Origin of the sequence: Nonomuraea mesophila (genome assembly GCF_004352805.1) — a bacterium.
GTDB lineage: Bacteria > Actinomycetota > Actinomycetes > Streptosporangiales > Streptosporangiaceae > Nonomuraea > Nonomuraea longispora.
Map to the genome: position 1 here is coordinate 23,031 of NZ_SMLD01000043.1, position 14,697 is coordinate 37,727.

Here is a 14,697-nt window from a genome sequence, read left to right on the forward strand (position 1 = left end):
GTGGGCCGGTCAGCCGCGCAGTCGTTTGCCGATGGCGCGTCTGACGGAGCCCGCCAGGGTGGTACGCGTGGCGCGCTGCGTCTTCTGGGCCGTGTAGAGCTCGCGGCGCAACGTACCGACCTCGCGGCGCAGTTCCACGGTGCTCTTGCGCCAGCGCGCCGCCTCGTCCCGCCACTTGGTGACCTGCGCGCGCAGCCGTTCGGACTCCTTCGCCAGGCGGGCCGCCTCGGCCTTGGCCGCGATCCTGGCCTTGTACGCGCTGCGCCGCCCGACCGGCTGGGCCGGCTCGCGGGTGAAGGCGTGCTGGTCGCCGTCGACCCGCTGGACGCCCGCGACGGCCGCCACGGCGTCGTCGAGCGGCTCGCCGGGCCGGGCGACGAGCCGGGCACGGGCGAACGAGGACACGCGCTCCAGCCTGGCCACCTCCGCGTCCGCTGGGCCGGCCGGCTCGTCGAGCGCCACCTCGATCAGGCCGAGCCCCTCGGTCCTGGCCAGGTCGAGCAGCACCGCCAGGCTGTCCTCGCCGGGCGTCCAGCCCGCGGGCAGGCGGAACACGAACGGGACCCGCGGGTCGACCTCTTCCTCGGTCGCCAGGCGCACCCGGCTCTCGTGCTCGTAGTGGCCGTGGACCAGGACCAGATCGAGGTCGGGGTCCTTGAGCGGGGCGCGGCGGTCGGGGTCGAGCGTGTCCCACGGGCCGACCACGACGACGGTCAGGTCCGCCACCGTCGAGGCGAGCAGGGCGTCCACGCCGGCGCGCACGGCTTCGTACCCGGCCGTGCCGTCGATGACGGCGGTCACGTACGGCACCTGCCAGCCGCGCGTCGGGTGCGTGCGCAGCCACTGGTAGGCCGGGATGCGGTCGGCGACGAACGCGTGGCTGACCCGGTCGATGCTCTTCTGCTGCCGCATCCGCATGGTCGGGCCGAGGTGGTAGGCGCGGGCCCGCGGCTCGGGGATGAACACCGCTCCGGCCTGGTAGAGACGGAAGCCCATCTCGGTGTCCTGGCCGACGATGAGGTCGTCGTCCATGGGCCCCGCCACCTGGACGAGGCCGGCGTTGACGGAGGTGGCGCCGCCGACGTGCAGGCTGAACGGGCGCGGCGAGTTGCTGGTGAGGCCGTCGGTGCGCTCCACCAGGTCGACGAGCCAGGCGTGCGGCGCGGCCGGCTCGAAGGCCGCCTCCAGGTCGCCGGGCAGTTCCCCGGGCAGAGGCGCCTCGGTGAACCTGATGTAGCTGGTCACCGAGAGGTAGGGGGCGGTGTGGTGCCAGCGCATGTGGGCCTCGATCGCGCCGGGCGTGAGCACCACGTCGGAGTCGAGCCAGAAGATCACATCGCCGGTGGCCTCGGCGAGCCCGGTGTTGCGGGCGCAGGCCCGGCCGGGCTTGTCGCAGACGACCAGCCGGGCGGCCGTGCCCCCTGGCAGGCGCAGCGGGGGCGAGGTGCCGTTGTCGACGACGATGATCTCGGTCAGCGCGGCCGGGTACGTCTGCCGCGCCAGCCCCTGTAACACCAGGTCGAGTTTGTCCTGGGCGCCGTAGGCCGGGATGACCACGCTGACCCGCAGCTCGGGGGTGAACTGCTCGGGCGGCTGCAGAACGCGGTAGTCGTTGCCGCGCACGCGCCGTACACCACCGTCCGGCGCCAGATCATCCGGGAGGTGCGGAAGGCCGGGACGATTGTCGGACATGCGCCTGGTGCTCCTCTGACGGTCGACTCGGGGTGGCGAACGGCGCTTTACATTACGCCACCTTCCTGGCGAAACCCATGGGTCAGAATGCCATTGCGCCACATTGGCCCAGTTCATCCCTGCCAGCAAGCTCACAGAAATGTGCGTGCCGGCACGGCGACCGTCAGGTCCCGCCGCTCCGCCGCGTCGCGGACCTCACGGCCTCCTCGGTACGCCCGATCACGGCGCTCCCGTCGTCGGCCGTGATGATCGGCCGCTGGATCAGCACGGGGTTCGCGGCCAGCGCGCCGATCCAGCGGTCACGGTCGCCAGGCTCGCGCGGCCAGGTGTCCATGCCAAGCCGGGCGGCGACGGGCTCGCCCGTACGGGTGATGTCCCACGGTTCGAGGCCGAGCCTGGCCAGGACGTCGCGGAGGTCGTCCTCCGTCGGGGGATCGTCGAGATAGCGGCGCACGGTGTAGTCGGCGGCCTCGGCGTCCAGGATCGACAGCGCCGAACGGCACTTGGAACAGCCGGGATTGATCCAGATCTCCATGGCCCGATGATCCCCCACGGGCCGTCCGGTCGTCAGCGGCGGGGCACCGGGAGCAGCGCGAGGTGCTCGCTGGTCACGAGGTCGAACCTCAGCGCCAGCGACACCAGCGCGTGGCGCTGCCAGTCGGCCTTTCCGTCGCTGCCCTGCGGGCTTTTGACGTGCAGCTTCTTCTCCGCGAGATAGCCGATGTGAAAGCCGATGGCGGTGCGGCTCAGGCCCAGGTCGGGAAGCCGTTCGGCGATCTCGGGGATGGTCGGGATGCGCGAGGTGGACGGGTCGCGCAGGCGCGGCTCGCACAGCGCCACGAGGATGCGGAAGTATTTGGCGTTCTGGTCGAGAGGGTAGGCGACCTGGGTGGCCGCGCCGCCGTCGGCGCCTCCCGGCGGCACGTGCACGTGCTGCGGCGCGAACACGAGGAACGACACCGTGCCGTCGACCGCGGGCAGGCTCACCCGGGAGAACTCGAACGAGATCGGCGCCCCGACGCGCCCCGGCTGCACCTTCACGAACTCCCCGCCGCCCTCGGGGTTCTCCACGACGTACGTCTTCGACGTGCTGAGGTTGGACAGCAGCCAGTAGTCACCCACCGCGACGATCTTGCCGGCGCGGCGGGAGACCGCGGGGTCGTCCAGCACGATGTCCACCGGCGAGCCTGGGGTGCCGCGTCCGAAGAACGCCTGCTCCCCTGGTGCGAGCTCCAGGGAGTAGGGCCGGTCGTCGGTCGGCGTGGCCGCCATCTGGATCAGGATCGTGCTGTGCATCGGGGGACCTTACTCGCGTTATGAGGAGGGTGTCGAGGTCACTGAGGGAGCGGCTTGCCGCCCGGCCTGCTGCAGGTGCGCAGACCGGCGTCGGGTTCGTTGTTCCCGCCCCCGCGGAAGTAGACCTCGTTCACGTAGCCCCACTTGTTGTTGTCGGCCATGGTGGACGCCCACCAGAAGTTCTGGTAGCGGCCCAGGGTGTAGCGGGCGCCGACCTTCTCGCACAGGTACCAGTCGTTCCCCGAGGGGTTGATGTACCCGACGATCGTGCCCTTCCTCGGCGACTTGTAGACCGGGATGCTCCCGCTCGGCGACCAGTCAGGGCAGGTCTGCACCTTGTAGGTGCCGTGCTTGTACGCCTTGCCGCAAGGCTGTCCGTCCGCGGCCTGCGCGGCGGGTGCGACGGCGGCCAGGAGCCCCAGGGTGAAGGCCCCTGCGACCGCTATGCGTCGAATCATCATGGTTTCCTCCCCGTTCTAGGTGTTGCACCCCGATCCTGGGCGCCCTTTGGCGATCGAGTAACCTGTCAGCTGCGAGGGGACCGCGAAAACGTGGACGAGGCCCGTACCCATCGGCCATGATGAACCGAATGACGGCTCCATCCCACGCAGGCCGCTACCGGATCGAGCAGATCATCGGCGTCGGAGGCTTCGCCTCCGTGCATCTGGCTCACGACGACGAGCTGCGCTCGCCGGTGGCCGTCAAGATCCTGGCGGACAACTGGGCCCGCAAGACCGACGTGCGCGAGCGTTTCCTCCAGGAGGCCCGCCTGCTGCGCAGGGCCGACTCCCACCTGCTGGTGCAGGTCTTCGACATCGGCGAACTCGACGACGGCCGACCCTACTTCGTGATGACGTACGCCGACCGCGGCACCCTGGCCGAGCGCCTGGCCAGCCGCCCGCTCCCCGTGGACGAAGCACTCGGCCTGATGCGCGACATCTGCCGGGGCGTGGCCGTGCTCCACAGCATCGGGGTCGTCCACCGCGATCTGAAGCCGTCGAACGTGTTGTTCTGCTCCCGTCCCGAGGGCGGTGAGCGGGTGATGGTGGCCGACCTCGGCATCGCGCGCTCGACCGACCATCTGAGCGGGCTGACGCTGCCCGCGGGCTCGCCCGGTTACCAGGCGCCCGAGCAGCTCTACTTCGACGGGGCGCCGGACGCCCGCGCCGACGTGCACGGGCTGGGCGCGCTGGCCTACCACCTGCTCACCGGGCAGGTGCCCGGCAAGCCCGAGCACCGGGTGCCGCCGAGCGCGCTGAACCCCGAGGTGCCGGAGGTGGTCGACGTCGCCGTCATGCGGGCCATCGAGCCCGGCAGGGAGACGCGCTGGCCCGACGCCGCCGCGTTCGCCGCGGCCCTGGCGTCGTCCACCGTCCCGGAGGCCGCTCCCCCTCCTGCGCCGCGTGACGCCGCGCATGCTCCCCTGCCTGCGCCGCGTGACGCCGCGCACGTCCCGCCGCCCGAGGAGGAGCCGGAGGAGGACGGAACCTCGCCGTCCGCACGACGGCGCCCTGGGCGGCGTACGGTGGTCGTCGCCGGCGCCGGAGTCGTGGTCGTGGCCGCCGCCGCGACGGCCATGGCGCTGGCCTCGTCACCGCCCGTCGATCCGCCGCCAGGCACCGACACGCCGACCGCCACGCCGCTCACGAACGCCTGGACCGCCGCCTACTTGCGCGCCGACTCCGACATCCCCGACGAATACCGCGAGCTGATCGTGCAGGCGGGCACGTACTGCGAGCTGCCGGGCCTGAGCCCGGCCCTGATCGCCGCGATGCTCAAGGCGGAGTCCGGCTACGACCCCGACCTGTCCGACAAGGCCAACGACGAGTACGGCATCGCCAGGTGGACCCCCGGGGTGTTGTGGCACTGGCAGCCGGGCGGCCTCCAGCGTCCCAAGCCCTCACCGCCGTTCACCCCCGAGCTGTCGATCCTGTCCATAGGGCGGTTCATGTGCCGGCTGGGCCCCCGGGTCACGGAGCTTCCCGGCGATCCCGCGCTCAAGCTCGCCGCCCTCTACCGCAGCGGCGTCGACCCGCTGAAGGAGGCGAAGGGCGTGCCGCCGCGGTGGCGCGACTACACCGCCAAGGTCGCCCGCTACATGCGCGACTACCAGCCCGCCTGAGGATCCCGGCCCCCGCGCGGGCCGAGGCAGACGATCTTAGGCCGATGTTACGCGCGGCTTTCTAGGGTGACGCCCGAAGAGTTCTCGGGAGTGCACATGTCACAACGGAAGGCGAAGCGCAGGCGCGCCGCCATGCGGCGCGAGGAGGCCAGGCGACGGGAGCGCGCCAGGCGGCTGAGACGCAGGATCGCGTACGCGACGGCGGGCGTCGTGGCGGTGGCGTCCGTCACGACCGGGGTGCTGGCGTACGCCACCATGGACCGGCCGGCCACGAGCCCTCCGGCGGCGGGACCATCGGCGTCCTCCTCCGCCGGATCTCCCACCACGTCGGCCACGCCCACCACATCGGCCACGTCGGCCACTCCGTCCCCGGAGCCGTCCTGACCCGCACCCACGGTTCAGGGGGTGGCGGCGGGCAGCGGCGCCCCGCTCTGCCCGCCCTGGGACCCGTCCTGGGGCCTGCCCTGGGGCCCGCTCTGGGGCCCGCTCTGAGCCCTGCCCTGGGGCCCGCCCTGAGGACCGCCCGGGAGCCCGCTCGGCGGCGCCGACGGCGGGCCGGTGGCCGTGCTCGGCGCCCGCACGACCTGGGACGGCGGCGGCACCTGCCGCTGGCCGGCGGTGAGGATGACCAGCACGCACAACCCGGTCAGCAGGACCACGGTGAGGAACACGCACACGACCTCGTACGGGGACACCTGACAGGCGAACCGCTGGGGGCCGGGGCGGCAGGGGGCGGCGTTGAGTTCGTCGATACGGTGTGCGAACGGAGGGTCCTCCCGCCGGAGCTCCTGCTCCATCTCGGCCAGGGCCCTGCGTTCCCAGTCCGACAGGCTCATGGCCGGCTACCGGGCCGGCCGCTGGTCGCCGGGCGTGAACCTGCTCACATCGTTCTCCCTCGTCCTGCCGGGGGGAACGTTCCATCGCACCGTCCTGAGCGGTGCGATGCTGGTCAACCGCTCGAGCTCCTACCCGGGACATTCGCCACGAATCACCCGTTACCGAGGCAAGCCAAATCCCTTGCCATGTTTACGCCCTAAGGCCCCGGGCATGCCCGTTCTCGCCCGGCCCTGAGATCGCTTGCCGGCCCCGTACCGGCGGAAAGGAGTGGCGTGACCGTCCCGCACCGTCCACGCGAGGAATACCGCGGGCACACCGCCTGCACGCCTCCGATCACCGGACAACTCTTCGAGATCGTCGTCCTGGACACCACAGGAGACGACGGCCGCGCACGCTGGAGCACCGTCGGGTGGGGCGTGAACCGGGCCGACGCCGACGCGATCGCGAGGACGTACCTGACGCGGCAGCTCTGCCCGTACGAGGCGGTCCAGATCCGGCACAACGGACGGCTGCTGGCCGAGCACCACCGCTAGCCCGGCGAGCGCACCCCGGCGGTGACGCTGGGTCTTCCGGTCGTTCCACGGCGTAGTGCTGTCATATCAATCTGCGTATGCCTTGAGCGACATCGATGTCGCCATGCGTACCTCCAATCGGCAGATTCCGGTTTTCGGGAGGTACGTAATGCACCGCAGAGTCGCCCTGCTCTCCGCCGCCGCGCTCGTGGCCGGCGCCCTGGCGCCCGCGGGGGCCGCGCAGGCCGGCGCCAGGAACGGCCCGGACCGCGACGGGCCCGTCAGGTGGTCGGCCACGGACTCGTGGTCGGAACGCAGGACCGTCTCGCAGTACTGGACCCGGCAGCGCATGCTGGCGGCGCAGCCGCTGTCGTCGCCCGCGCCCCGGCGCACCGCCCGGTCGGAACAGCCTTCCCTGGGCGATCCGTGGTCGGCGCGCGGCACCACCACCCGTACCCGCGGCTCGCGGACCACGCGCGGTTCCTCCATCACCCCGTCCCGCGGCGCCCCGTGGTCGGCCGCCGGCACCTCGGCCGTCGAACGGCAGGCCGCGGTGCCCAACAGTCCCGGCCTGCAGTGGACCGACGAAGGCGCCGTGGTGCGCACCACCGGCCGGGTGTTCTTCACCACCGCCGACGGCCAGAACTCCTCCTGCTCGGGCACGGCCGTGACCAGCACGAACGAGAGCGTGGTGATGACCGCGGGGCACTGCGTGAAGCTGAACGGCCGGTTCCACCGCAACTGGGCGTTCGTCCCGGCGTTCGACGACGGGCGGCGGCCGTTCGGCACCTGGGTGGCCAGCAGGTTGCTGACGACCCAGCAGTGGAACGCCCGCGAGGACATCAACTTCGACGTCGGCGCCGCCGTGGTCGCCCCGCTGCAGAACCGGACGCTGACCGACGTCGTGGGCGGGCAGGGGGTGGCGTTCAACCAGCCGAGGATCCGGCAGATGTTCTCCTTCGGATACCCGGCCGCGGAGCCGTTCGACGGCTCGGAGCTGATCTACTGCAGCGGGCGCTCGTTCAACGACACCGTGCAGACGCGGGATCTCGGGCTGCGCTGCAACATGACCGGCGGGGCCAGCGGCGGCCCGTGGTTCCAAGGGTTCGACGAGTCCACGGGGCTGGGCTGGCTGAACTCCGTCAACAGCTTCAAGTACAACTTCGCGCCGGACTTCATGTTCGGCCCGTTCTTCGGCGACGAGGCGATGGCCGTCTACCGCGCCGCCCAGAACACCAACGCGCTCTGACGGTGTTCCCGGCCTGGATCCGCTCCGGATCCAGGCCGGAAAGGGCGCGAGTAGATCTTTTCCCCGCATCTTCATGCATCAGGCAGAGGCGTTTATACTTTTTTAATGCGTTTCGTCCTATTTGTCATGATTTTTGCTGCATTGATCATGAGTCCCTCCGCGCCGGCAGCGGCCATCACCAACGGCGTCGCCGACGGAAACGCACACCCCGAGGTGGGCGCGCTCGTCGCGAAGAAGGCGCACCCCGACGGTTCGTCGGCCTACTGCACCGGCACGCTCATCTCGCCCACCGTCTTCCTCACCGCCGCCCACTGCGGGGAGCCCGGCCAGAAGACCGTCCGGGTCACCTTCGAGGACCGCTACCGTCCGGGAAGCACGTACTACACCGGGCGTTACGTGCCGGACCCCCGGTTCAAGGACGAGTCGGCGCTGCACGACATGGCCGTGGTGCTGTTCGACGACCCCATCCCGGGCATCAAGCCCGCCCGGCTCCCCAGCAAAGGACTGCTCGACCGGCTCGAAGCCGACGGCGAACTGCAGAAGTCATCCTTCACCCCGGTCGGCTACGGCTCGCTCGACCCCACCAGGAAGAAGCGCGAAACCCGCTTCAACTACCCGGACACCCGCTACCAGGCCACCATCTCCTTCAAGAACCTCTCACGCCGGTGGCTGGACCTGTCGCTGCAGTCGGAAGGCGACGGCAGCACGTGCTTCGGCGACTCCGGCGGCCCCAACTTCCTGGGTGGCTCCGAGTCGCACCTGCTCGTCGCCACCTCGATCAGCGGCGCCGACGACGCATGCACGGGCACCAACTACGACTACCGCCTGGACACCCCATCGGCCCGCGCCTTCCTCGGCGACTACGTCACCCTCCCCTGACCCCCGCCAGGTCGCCTACCACAGGTCCGCCAGCACCTGCCGCTGGTACGCCGTGAGCGGCGGCCTGCTCGCGTCCCTGGCCACCCGCGCGGCACGTTCCCCGTCCCCCATCCGCCTCAGCGCCCGCGCGCACAGATAGGCCACCAGGCCCTGGTCGCGCCCCGCGACCAGGGCCACCTCCAGTTCGGTGGCGGCCTCCTCGGTCCGGTCGAGCTCGGCCAGCGCCAGCGCCCTGGCGGCGATGGTGGCCGGCTCCTCCGGCTGCCGCACCCGGTCGAGGTCGCGCAGCGCCGGTACGGGCCTGCCGAGGTCGGCCAGGATCTCGCCCCGCGCCTGCAACGCCAGGGGCGTGTCACCGTCCGCGGCGAGCACGCCGTGGAGGATGGGCAGCGCGGCCCTCGGATCGCCCGCGTGCCACACGGTCATCGCCAGCTCCACCCGCACCGTCAGGTCGTTCGGCACCCGTCCGACCGCCGACTGCAGCTCGTCGACAGCCTCGTACGCGCGGCCCTGGTAGAGGATGACCCGGCCCGCCGCCGCGAGCAGCCGGCCCACCGCCGCCGTGTCTCCCAGCCGCTCGTACACCTGGCTGGCCTGCTTGTAGCAGGACTCGGCGGTGGCCCAGTCGCCCTGCTCGTAGGCCAGATTGCCGAGGAAGGACTCGATCTCCGCCCGCGTACGCGGCTCGTCCTGCCCGCACGTCGCCTTGGCCTTCGTGGCGTGCGTCTCCGCCAGGGTGAGGTCGCCGTCGGCCAGCACCTGCTCCGCCACGCGCAGGTACTCGGCGGCGCTGACGGACGCCTGGCCCTCGCCCGGTCTGGCCGCCGAGCCGCCGCGCGCCCGCTGGACCGGCTGGACCAGCCCGTCGTGCTGCAGCTCGCACCAGCGCGAGCCCGAGCGCACCTCCACCTTGAGCACGTGCCGGTCGACGAGCGCCTTCACCACCGTGTTCGGCATGCCCGCGGTCTGGGTCTCGCCCTCGTACGCGGTGCCGCGGGTGCCGAGCTCCGTGATGAACGTCTCCCGCAGCCACGTGGTCAGCTCGTCGACGGAGATGTCGTGGTCGTGCGCGGTCTCGGCGAGAGCCCGGTCGAGGAAGTCGCCGAGCGAACGGTCGACGTCGGCGTGCCGCTCCACGTACTCGGGGGTGATCACCCGCAGGTCCTCGGGGCACGAGCGCCACAATGAGGAGCAGACGATCTGCAGCGTGACCGGCTCCACGGTGTCGACCTCGTAGGACGTCGTGCCGTTCACGCCCTGCAGTCTGACCGTGCGCAGCTCCCTGACCAGCGCCTCGGCGGCGCGCGGCGCGTAGGAGCGCCCCGTTCCCACGAGCGGCTCGCGGACCGCGACGAGCGCCTCCTGCTCGGTCAGCGGCGCCAGGGCGAACTCCGCGGCGTTGCCCCCTCCGCTCAGCCGCTCCCTGTGGGCCATGAGCCTGGCGAGGTAGTCCTCCTTGATCGACAGGAGCAGGCGCAGGTCCTGGTTGTCGTCGAGGGCGTCGGCCAGCTGGGCGATGAACGGGTCGCGGAAGGCCTGGCGGTGCGGGAAGTCGAAGAACAGCTCCTCCGCCTGGTCGATGGCCGCGAGGATGGGGACGGGGTCGCCGTACTTGTCGGTGCGGGGGCCGCGGCGCCGCAGGAACTGGCGGATGGTGAGCCCGGACAGCCGCGTCAGTGACTCGCCGGGCGACCACGACGACAGCAGCGCCACGGTGAACGGGTTACGTTCGGAGAGCGCGGCCATCGGGAAGGCGGATCCGTGCGACAGCCGGCCGATCGGCAGCACGTCCACGCGGTGGTCCGCCAGCTCGTGCAGCACCCCCGCCTCCAGCACGGACGTCTTGCCGACGCCCGAGGGGCCGTGCAACATCGTCAGCCGGTGCGCCTGCCACAACACGGAGATCGCGTAGGCCGTCTGGTCGCGGCCGAAGAACCGTTCGTGGTCCTCGCTCGTGTAGGAGCGCAACCCGACGTAGGGTTCGCTCTCGTGGCCGCCGATCACGACCGGGGCCCCATCCGCTGCTCCAGTTCCTCGCAGAACTGGCGGGGGGTGCCCCAGAAGACGGAGACCTCCCAGCCGTCGAAATAGCGGGCGAGATAGGACTTGGCGCGTAACTCCGCTCCCGGCTTCACGTCCTCGCCCAGCGGTTCGAGCTGGACGCTGACGTGGCGCCGGCGGCCGATGGCCGGGTAGCGCCGGATGAGGCCGTGGAACAGCACCCGGAAGGTCCATTCGTGAAGGGAGTAGCCGAGGAAGAGCAGGGGCCGGTTCGCCAGCGCGTCGAGGATGATCGGGGGGATGACGTGCCGGTTGTTCTGTGCCCTGGCGGTCGTCATGTGCACCAGGAACTCGATGTGGTCGTCCTCGGTCAGCACGATGGACGACGGGACGCGCGTGCTGCCGTGGAGATGGTAGACGACGGGCCGGTTGGCGTCGGGGCGCATTCCCGCGCCGCGTTCGAACAAATCCCGGTCGTACGGCACGCCCTCGTGCCATGGACATATCGCCGCGCTGGGTTCCTTTCCCGAGCCGCGCAGCGCCCGGGAAAGAAAGTCGTCGTAATTGGTGGTCAGGAACACCGGAATGGGAAACCGGGCGATGCCGGCGTGAATTTCGCCCGGCGCCGTGAAGTCGGGCGGGCCCATCGCGGCGAGCTCGTGGCCGAGCCGCTGCTTCAGCGTGGTGGAGTCGCCGAGCAGGTCGCGGGCGTACTGCATCACCCGGGCCAGGTCCGCGTCGTCGGCGAACGGATAGTCGTAGCGGGCCGCCCACGTGCGGCTCAGCTCGGCGTTCGTCAGGAGGGTGCCCTCGCCGGCCCCCGAGCCGATGAACGGCGTGCAGTCACCGGTGCGGAGCTGGTCGATCAGCCGGGCCCAGTCGGAGTCCTTCATCGGATCGCCTTCTCCTGGCACGTCGGTGGCGGCGTGGAGTGAGGTGCGACCCTATTGTCAACTACTGCTTGCGACCCCGTCGATGCTCTGGCTGAACCCGGCGATCGGGCCCATCGCCTCGTCGCCCGGCTTCAGCAACGCGCGCAGCGCGTGGCTCAGGGCCGACTCGTCCAGGCCCTCGAGGTCGGCGAGTGTCAGGCCGCCCACGTCGACCAGCCCAGTTTCGGCCGATTCGTCACTCATTCGAACCCCTACGACGCTTTCCGGTACACAGAGCAGCACGCCTGACTTTACGGCAAGTACCGACCGGTCGGTGCAATGAGATGCCCTTGACGTTATGTTTCGGCGACGGGAAAAGCTTTAAGCTAATGTCGCCGGATATCGGGCAACGGAGGCGATGACGTGACAGGTTCGCAGTCGGAGCCGGCCAGACCGGGGCGAGCACCAGAAGTCTGGGGCAAAGTCCCTTCCCGCAACGTCAACTTCACCGGCCGGTCGGTTCTGCTCGAACGACTGCACGCGGGCCTGTCCACCGAGGTGACCGCCGTGGTGCCGCATGCCCTGCACGGCCTCGGCGGCGTGGGAAAGACCCAATTGGCCGTTGAGTACGCACATAGGTACAAAACGGACTATGACGTCGTCTGGTGGATTCCTGCCGACCAGCCGGTCCTCGTCAAGTCCTCGCTCGCCGGCCTGGCCCCGTACCTCGGGCTGCAGGCCGCCACCAGGAGCGGCGCGGAAGACGCGGCCGAGGCGGTGCTCGACGCGCTGCGGCGCGGCGAGCCTTTCGATCGCTGGCTGCTCGTCTTCGACAACGCCGACCAGCCCGAGGAGATCAGCGACCTCATCCCGCAGGGCCCCGGGCAGGTCATCATCACCTCCCGCAACCATCGCTGGCAGGGCATCGTCGACACCGTCGCCGTCGACGTCTTCACGCGGGACGAGAGCGTGGAGTTCCTGTCCAGGCGCGCGTCGTTGTCCCTCTCCGACGCCGACCTGCTCGCCGAGGAGCTCGGCGACCTGCCGCTCGCGCTGGAGCAGGCGGGCGCCCTGCACGTCGAGACCGGCATCTCGGTCGAGGACTACCTGCGGCTGCTGAAGGAGCAGACGAGCGCGCTGCTGTCGGAGAGCAAACCGTCGGAATATCCGATGCCGATGACCGCCGCCTGGGCGCTGTCGGTCGCGCAGCTGCGCAGCAAGCTTCCTGAGGCCGTCGACGTGCTGCGCTGCTGCGCGTTCTTCGGTCCCGAGCCGATCCCGCGCGACGTCTTCCGCCTGGCCGGCCACCAGACGTCCGACGCCAGGCTGAGCGGCATCTTCAGCGACACGATCCTGCTCACCCGGGCGATCAGGGAGCTGGGCAGGTTCGCCCTGGCGACCATCGACTCCCAGGCCCGCACCATCCAGGTGCACCGGCTGGTCCAGGCCCTGCTGCGCGAAGAACTCGACGAGGACGACCGCGGCCGCTACCAGCACGAGGTGCACCTCCTGCTGGCCGGCGCCGCGCCCGCCAACCCCGACGAGCGGGCCAACTGGCCGCGCTACAACGACCTCATCGCGCACATCCTGCCCTCGCAGGTCGCCGACTGCCTCGACGCGAACGTGCGGGCCCTGGTGCGCGACGTGGTCTACTACCTCTACCGGTCCGGCAACTACCAGTCGGCCCGCACCTTCGCCGAGCAGTTCGTCGAGAGGTGGACCACCGTGTCGGGGCCCGGCCACCTCGACGTGCTGATCGCCCAGCGCCATCTCGGCGCCATCATCCGCGAGCTCGGCGAATACCGCGCGGCCTACGACCTCGACAGCGCCACGCTGTCGAAGATGACCGCGACGCTCGGCCAGGAGAACCCCGAGACCCTCGTGCTCAGCAGCGGTTTCGCGGCCGACCTACGGGCGGTCGGCGACTGGTCCTCGGCGCGGGAGCTCGACGAACGCCTGCGCGCCCAGCACGCGCACGTGTTCGGCGAGGATGCCCCGGCCACCCTGCAGATCATGAACAACCTCGCCATCGACTACGGCCTCAACAGCGACTACGCCGGGGCCAGGGCGCTGTACGACCACGTGCACAGACAGCAGAGCCGCAGCAAGGAGAAGATCGGCGAGGCCGACGTGCTCAACGCCTGGAACGGCCTGGCACGAGCGGTCCGGCTCGACGGCAACGCCCTGGAGGCGGTGGCCCTCGGCGAGGAGGCCTACGCCTACGGCGTGAACGAGCTCGACGCCGAGCACCTGTGGACCCTGCGCACCGCCCGTGACCTGTCGATCGCCAAGCGCCGCGCGGGAGACCTGGACGCCTCGCTCGAACTGGCCAAGGACGTGCACGCCCGCCTGCAGCGCATCATGGGCGACCACCATCCCGACACCGTCGCCGCCGCCAGCAACCTGTCCAACGCCCTGCGCACGGTGGGCGACGTCGACGCCGCCTACGAGATCGCGCTGCAGGCGGTGGCGAGGTACGAGTCCCTCTACGGCCACGACCACCCCTACGTCTACGGCTGCGCCACCAACCTGGCCATCCTCCAGCGGCTGCGCGGCGACGCCGGGGCGGCCAGGGCCACCGACGAGGCGGCGCTGGCCGGGCTCGACCGCAGGCTCGGCCGCGACCACCACTACACCCTCACCTGCGCCCTCAACCTCGCCAGCGACCACGCGGCGGCGGGCGACATCGAGGGCGCCAGGCGACTCGGCCACGACACGCTCGAACGGCTGCGCAGGCTCTTCGCCGACGGTTATCCGCTGCTGCTCGCCTGCATGACCAACCACGCTCTCGACATCCTGGCGTCCGGCTACGAGGAGGAGGCCGAGGCGCTGCTGGAGGAGGCCGGACAGGGTTATGCCGCCACGATGGGCCTCGATCATCCCGACGCCCGCCTCGCGCTGGCCGAGCGTTCGAGAATGGACGGGGATTTCGATCCGCCGCCCATCTGACCCGGCTCCCCTTTCATCGCTGAGACGAAGTCGTGATAGAGCCGCGGCCCATCGACCCGGCGCGCTTGGCGGAGCGTGAGCCGCAGCCCCATGAACAGGATGCAGAAACGCAGTGCGCCCAGCAGAAAAGGGGCGGCGAAGATGACCAGGACGATCTCGTACCGCATCGTGCCTCCTTGTGTGGCGTCCTGTGACCAGGACAGACGAGCGGCACGATGTCCCGCAACGGACCGGGTCGATGCCGGAAAGATCTGGACGACCCGGCACACCGGATCGGCCCAGTAGCGT

15 protein-coding genes are annotated in these 14,697 nt (G+C 70.7%); 5 read left to right on the plus strand and 10 right to left on the minus strand.

Features of this window, described 5'->3' with window-relative positions; genetic code table 11:
- Window positions 1-9: 9 nt before the first annotated feature.
- The 4 genes from E1295_RS18420 to E1295_RS18435 form a co-directional block, all read right to left on the minus strand.
- Entirely contained in the window at window positions 10-1,692 is a 1,683-nt protein-coding gene (locus E1295_RS18420; protein WP_166427288.1) for a glycosyltransferase family 2 protein, read from the minus strand.
- 163 nt (window positions 1,693-1,855) lie between these two features.
- Window positions 1,856-2,227 (minus strand): arsenate reductase family protein, encoded by a 372-nt coding sequence (locus E1295_RS18425; protein WP_132631555.1) that lies wholly within the window; start codon window positions 2,225-2,227, stop codon window positions 1,856-1,858.
- A 32-nt stretch (window positions 2,228-2,259) separates the two neighbouring features.
- Window positions 2,260-2,988 (minus strand): FHA domain-containing protein, encoded by a 729-nt coding sequence (locus E1295_RS18430; protein WP_220448781.1) that lies wholly within the window; start codon window positions 2,986-2,988, stop codon window positions 2,260-2,262.
- 38 nt (window positions 2,989-3,026) lie between these two features.
- A complete protein-coding gene (locus E1295_RS18435) occupies window positions 3,027-3,449 on the minus strand; it encodes a hypothetical protein (protein WP_132631556.1) in 423 nt (140 codons plus the stop codon).
- Between the two features lie 128 nt (window positions 3,450-3,577).
- Here E1295_RS18435 and E1295_RS18440 point away from each other — a divergent pair, with 128 nt between their 5' ends.
- Window positions 3,578-5,110: a serine/threonine-protein kinase gene (locus E1295_RS18440; RefSeq protein ID WP_132631557.1), complete on the plus strand. Its 1,533-nt coding sequence runs from the start codon at window positions 3,578-3,580 to the stop codon at window positions 5,108-5,110.
- 47 nt (window positions 5,111-5,157) lie between these two features.
- Here the strand turns inward: E1295_RS18440 and E1295_RS18445 are convergent, their stop codons facing one another.
- Together E1295_RS18445 and E1295_RS18450 are read right to left on the minus strand one after the other, a co-directional pair.
- Window positions 5,158-5,505: a hypothetical protein gene (locus E1295_RS18445; RefSeq protein ID WP_132631558.1), complete on the minus strand. Its 348-nt coding sequence runs from the start codon at window positions 5,503-5,505 to the stop codon at window positions 5,158-5,160.
- 3 nt (window positions 5,506-5,508) lie between these two features.
- Window positions 5,509-5,946: a DUF3040 domain-containing protein gene (locus E1295_RS18450; protein WP_132631559.1), complete on the minus strand. Its 438-nt coding sequence runs from the start codon at window positions 5,944-5,946 to the stop codon at window positions 5,509-5,511.
- Window positions 5,947-6,219: 273 nt separating this feature from the next.
- Here E1295_RS18450 and E1295_RS18455 point away from each other — a divergent pair, with 273 nt between their 5' ends.
- From E1295_RS18455 to E1295_RS18465, 3 genes are all read left to right on the plus strand, one after another.
- Window positions 6,220-6,480: a hypothetical protein gene (locus E1295_RS18455; RefSeq protein ID WP_132631560.1), complete on the plus strand. Its 261-nt coding sequence runs from the start codon at window positions 6,220-6,222 to the stop codon at window positions 6,478-6,480.
- Window positions 6,481-6,628: 148 nt separating this feature from the next.
- Window positions 6,629-7,708 (plus strand): trypsin-like serine peptidase, encoded by a 1,080-nt coding sequence (locus tag E1295_RS18460; RefSeq protein WP_132631561.1) that lies wholly within the window; start codon window positions 6,629-6,631, stop codon window positions 7,706-7,708.
- A 147-nt stretch (window positions 7,709-7,855) separates the two neighbouring features.
- Complete coding sequence (locus E1295_RS18465) at window positions 7,856-8,587, plus strand: S1 family peptidase (protein WP_166427289.1); 732 nt, start codon at window positions 7,856-7,858, stop codon at window positions 8,585-8,587.
- 15 nt (window positions 8,588-8,602) lie between these two features.
- Here the strand turns inward: E1295_RS18465 and E1295_RS18470 are convergent, their stop codons facing one another.
- The 3 genes from E1295_RS18470 to fxsA are packed head-to-tail and all read right to left on the minus strand — an operon-like array spanning window position 8,603 to window position 11,724.
- Entirely contained in the window at window positions 8,603-10,591 is a 1,989-nt protein-coding gene (locus E1295_RS18470) for an nSTAND1 domain-containing NTPase (RefSeq protein ID WP_132631563.1), read from the minus strand.
- The gene (locus E1295_RS18475; protein ID WP_132631564.1) at window positions 10,588-11,481 is read right to left on the minus strand and encodes an SIR2 family NAD-dependent protein deacylase; all 894 of its coding nucleotides are present in this window, start codon (window positions 11,479-11,481) and stop codon (window positions 10,588-10,590) included. Before E1295_RS18475 ends, E1295_RS18470 begins: the two co-directional genes overlap by 4 nt.
- Before the next feature lie 57 nt (window positions 11,482-11,538).
- Complete coding sequence (gene fxsA, locus E1295_RS18480) at window positions 11,539-11,724, minus strand: FxSxx-COOH cyclophane-containing RiPP peptide (protein ID WP_132631565.1); 186 nt, start codon at window positions 11,722-11,724, stop codon at window positions 11,539-11,541.
- Between the two features lie 159 nt (window positions 11,725-11,883).
- On the opposite strand from fxsA, the gene fxsT reads away from it, so the two are divergent.
- The gene (gene fxsT / locus E1295_RS18485) at window positions 11,884-14,409 is read left to right on the plus strand and encodes an FxSxx-COOH system tetratricopeptide repeat protein (protein ID WP_132631566.1); all 2,526 of its coding nucleotides are present in this window, start codon (window positions 11,884-11,886) and stop codon (window positions 14,407-14,409) included.
- Here the strand turns inward: fxsT and E1295_RS18490 are convergent.
- Window positions 14,337-14,576: a hypothetical protein gene (locus E1295_RS18490; RefSeq protein WP_132631567.1), complete on the minus strand. Its 240-nt coding sequence runs from the start codon at window positions 14,574-14,576 to the stop codon at window positions 14,337-14,339. The two genes, fxsT and E1295_RS18490, sit on opposite strands and share 73 nt — an antisense overlap.
- Window positions 14,577-14,697 lie beyond the last annotated feature (121 nt).

Excerpts from the sequence above, each read along its gene's own strand:
- E1295_RS18435 (WP_132631556.1), bottom strand. The coding sequence starts at position 3,449 with ATGATGATTCGACGCATAGCGGTCGCAGGGGCCTTCACCCTGGGGCTC.
- E1295_RS18475 (WP_132631564.1), bottom strand. The coding sequence starts at position 11,481 with ATGAAGGACTCCGACTGGGCCCGGCTGATCGACCAGCTCCGCACCGGT.
- E1295_RS18450 (WP_132631559.1), bottom strand. The coding sequence starts at position 5,946 with ATGAGCCTGTCGGACTGGGAACGCAGGGCCCTGGCCGAGATGGAGCAG.
- E1295_RS18420 (WP_166427288.1), bottom strand. The coding sequence starts at position 1,692 with ATGTCCGACAATCGTCCCGGCCTTCCGCACCTCCCGGATGATCTGGCG.
- E1295_RS18425 (WP_132631555.1), bottom strand. The coding sequence starts at position 2,227 with ATGGAGATCTGGATCAATCCCGGCTGTTCCAAGTGCCGTTCGGCGCTG.
- E1295_RS18490 (WP_132631567.1), bottom strand. The coding sequence starts at position 14,576 with ATGCGGTACGAGATCGTCCTGGTCATCTTCGCCGCCCCTTTTCTGCTG.
- E1295_RS18430 (WP_220448781.1), bottom strand. The coding sequence starts at position 2,988 with ATGCACAGCACGATCCTGATCCAGATGGCGGCCACGCCGACCGACGAC.
- fxsA (WP_132631565.1), bottom strand. The coding sequence starts at position 11,724 with ATGAGTGACGAATCGGCCGAAACTGGGCTGGTCGACGTGGGCGGCCTG.
- E1295_RS18465 (WP_166427289.1), top strand. The coding sequence starts at position 7,856 with ATGAGTCCCTCCGCGCCGGCAGCGGCCATCACCAACGGCGTCGCCGAC.
- E1295_RS18440 (WP_132631557.1), top strand. The coding sequence starts at position 3,578 with ATGACGGCTCCATCCCACGCAGGCCGCTACCGGATCGAGCAGATCATC.
- E1295_RS18460 (WP_132631561.1), top strand. The coding sequence starts at position 6,629 with ATGCACCGCAGAGTCGCCCTGCTCTCCGCCGCCGCGCTCGTGGCCGGC.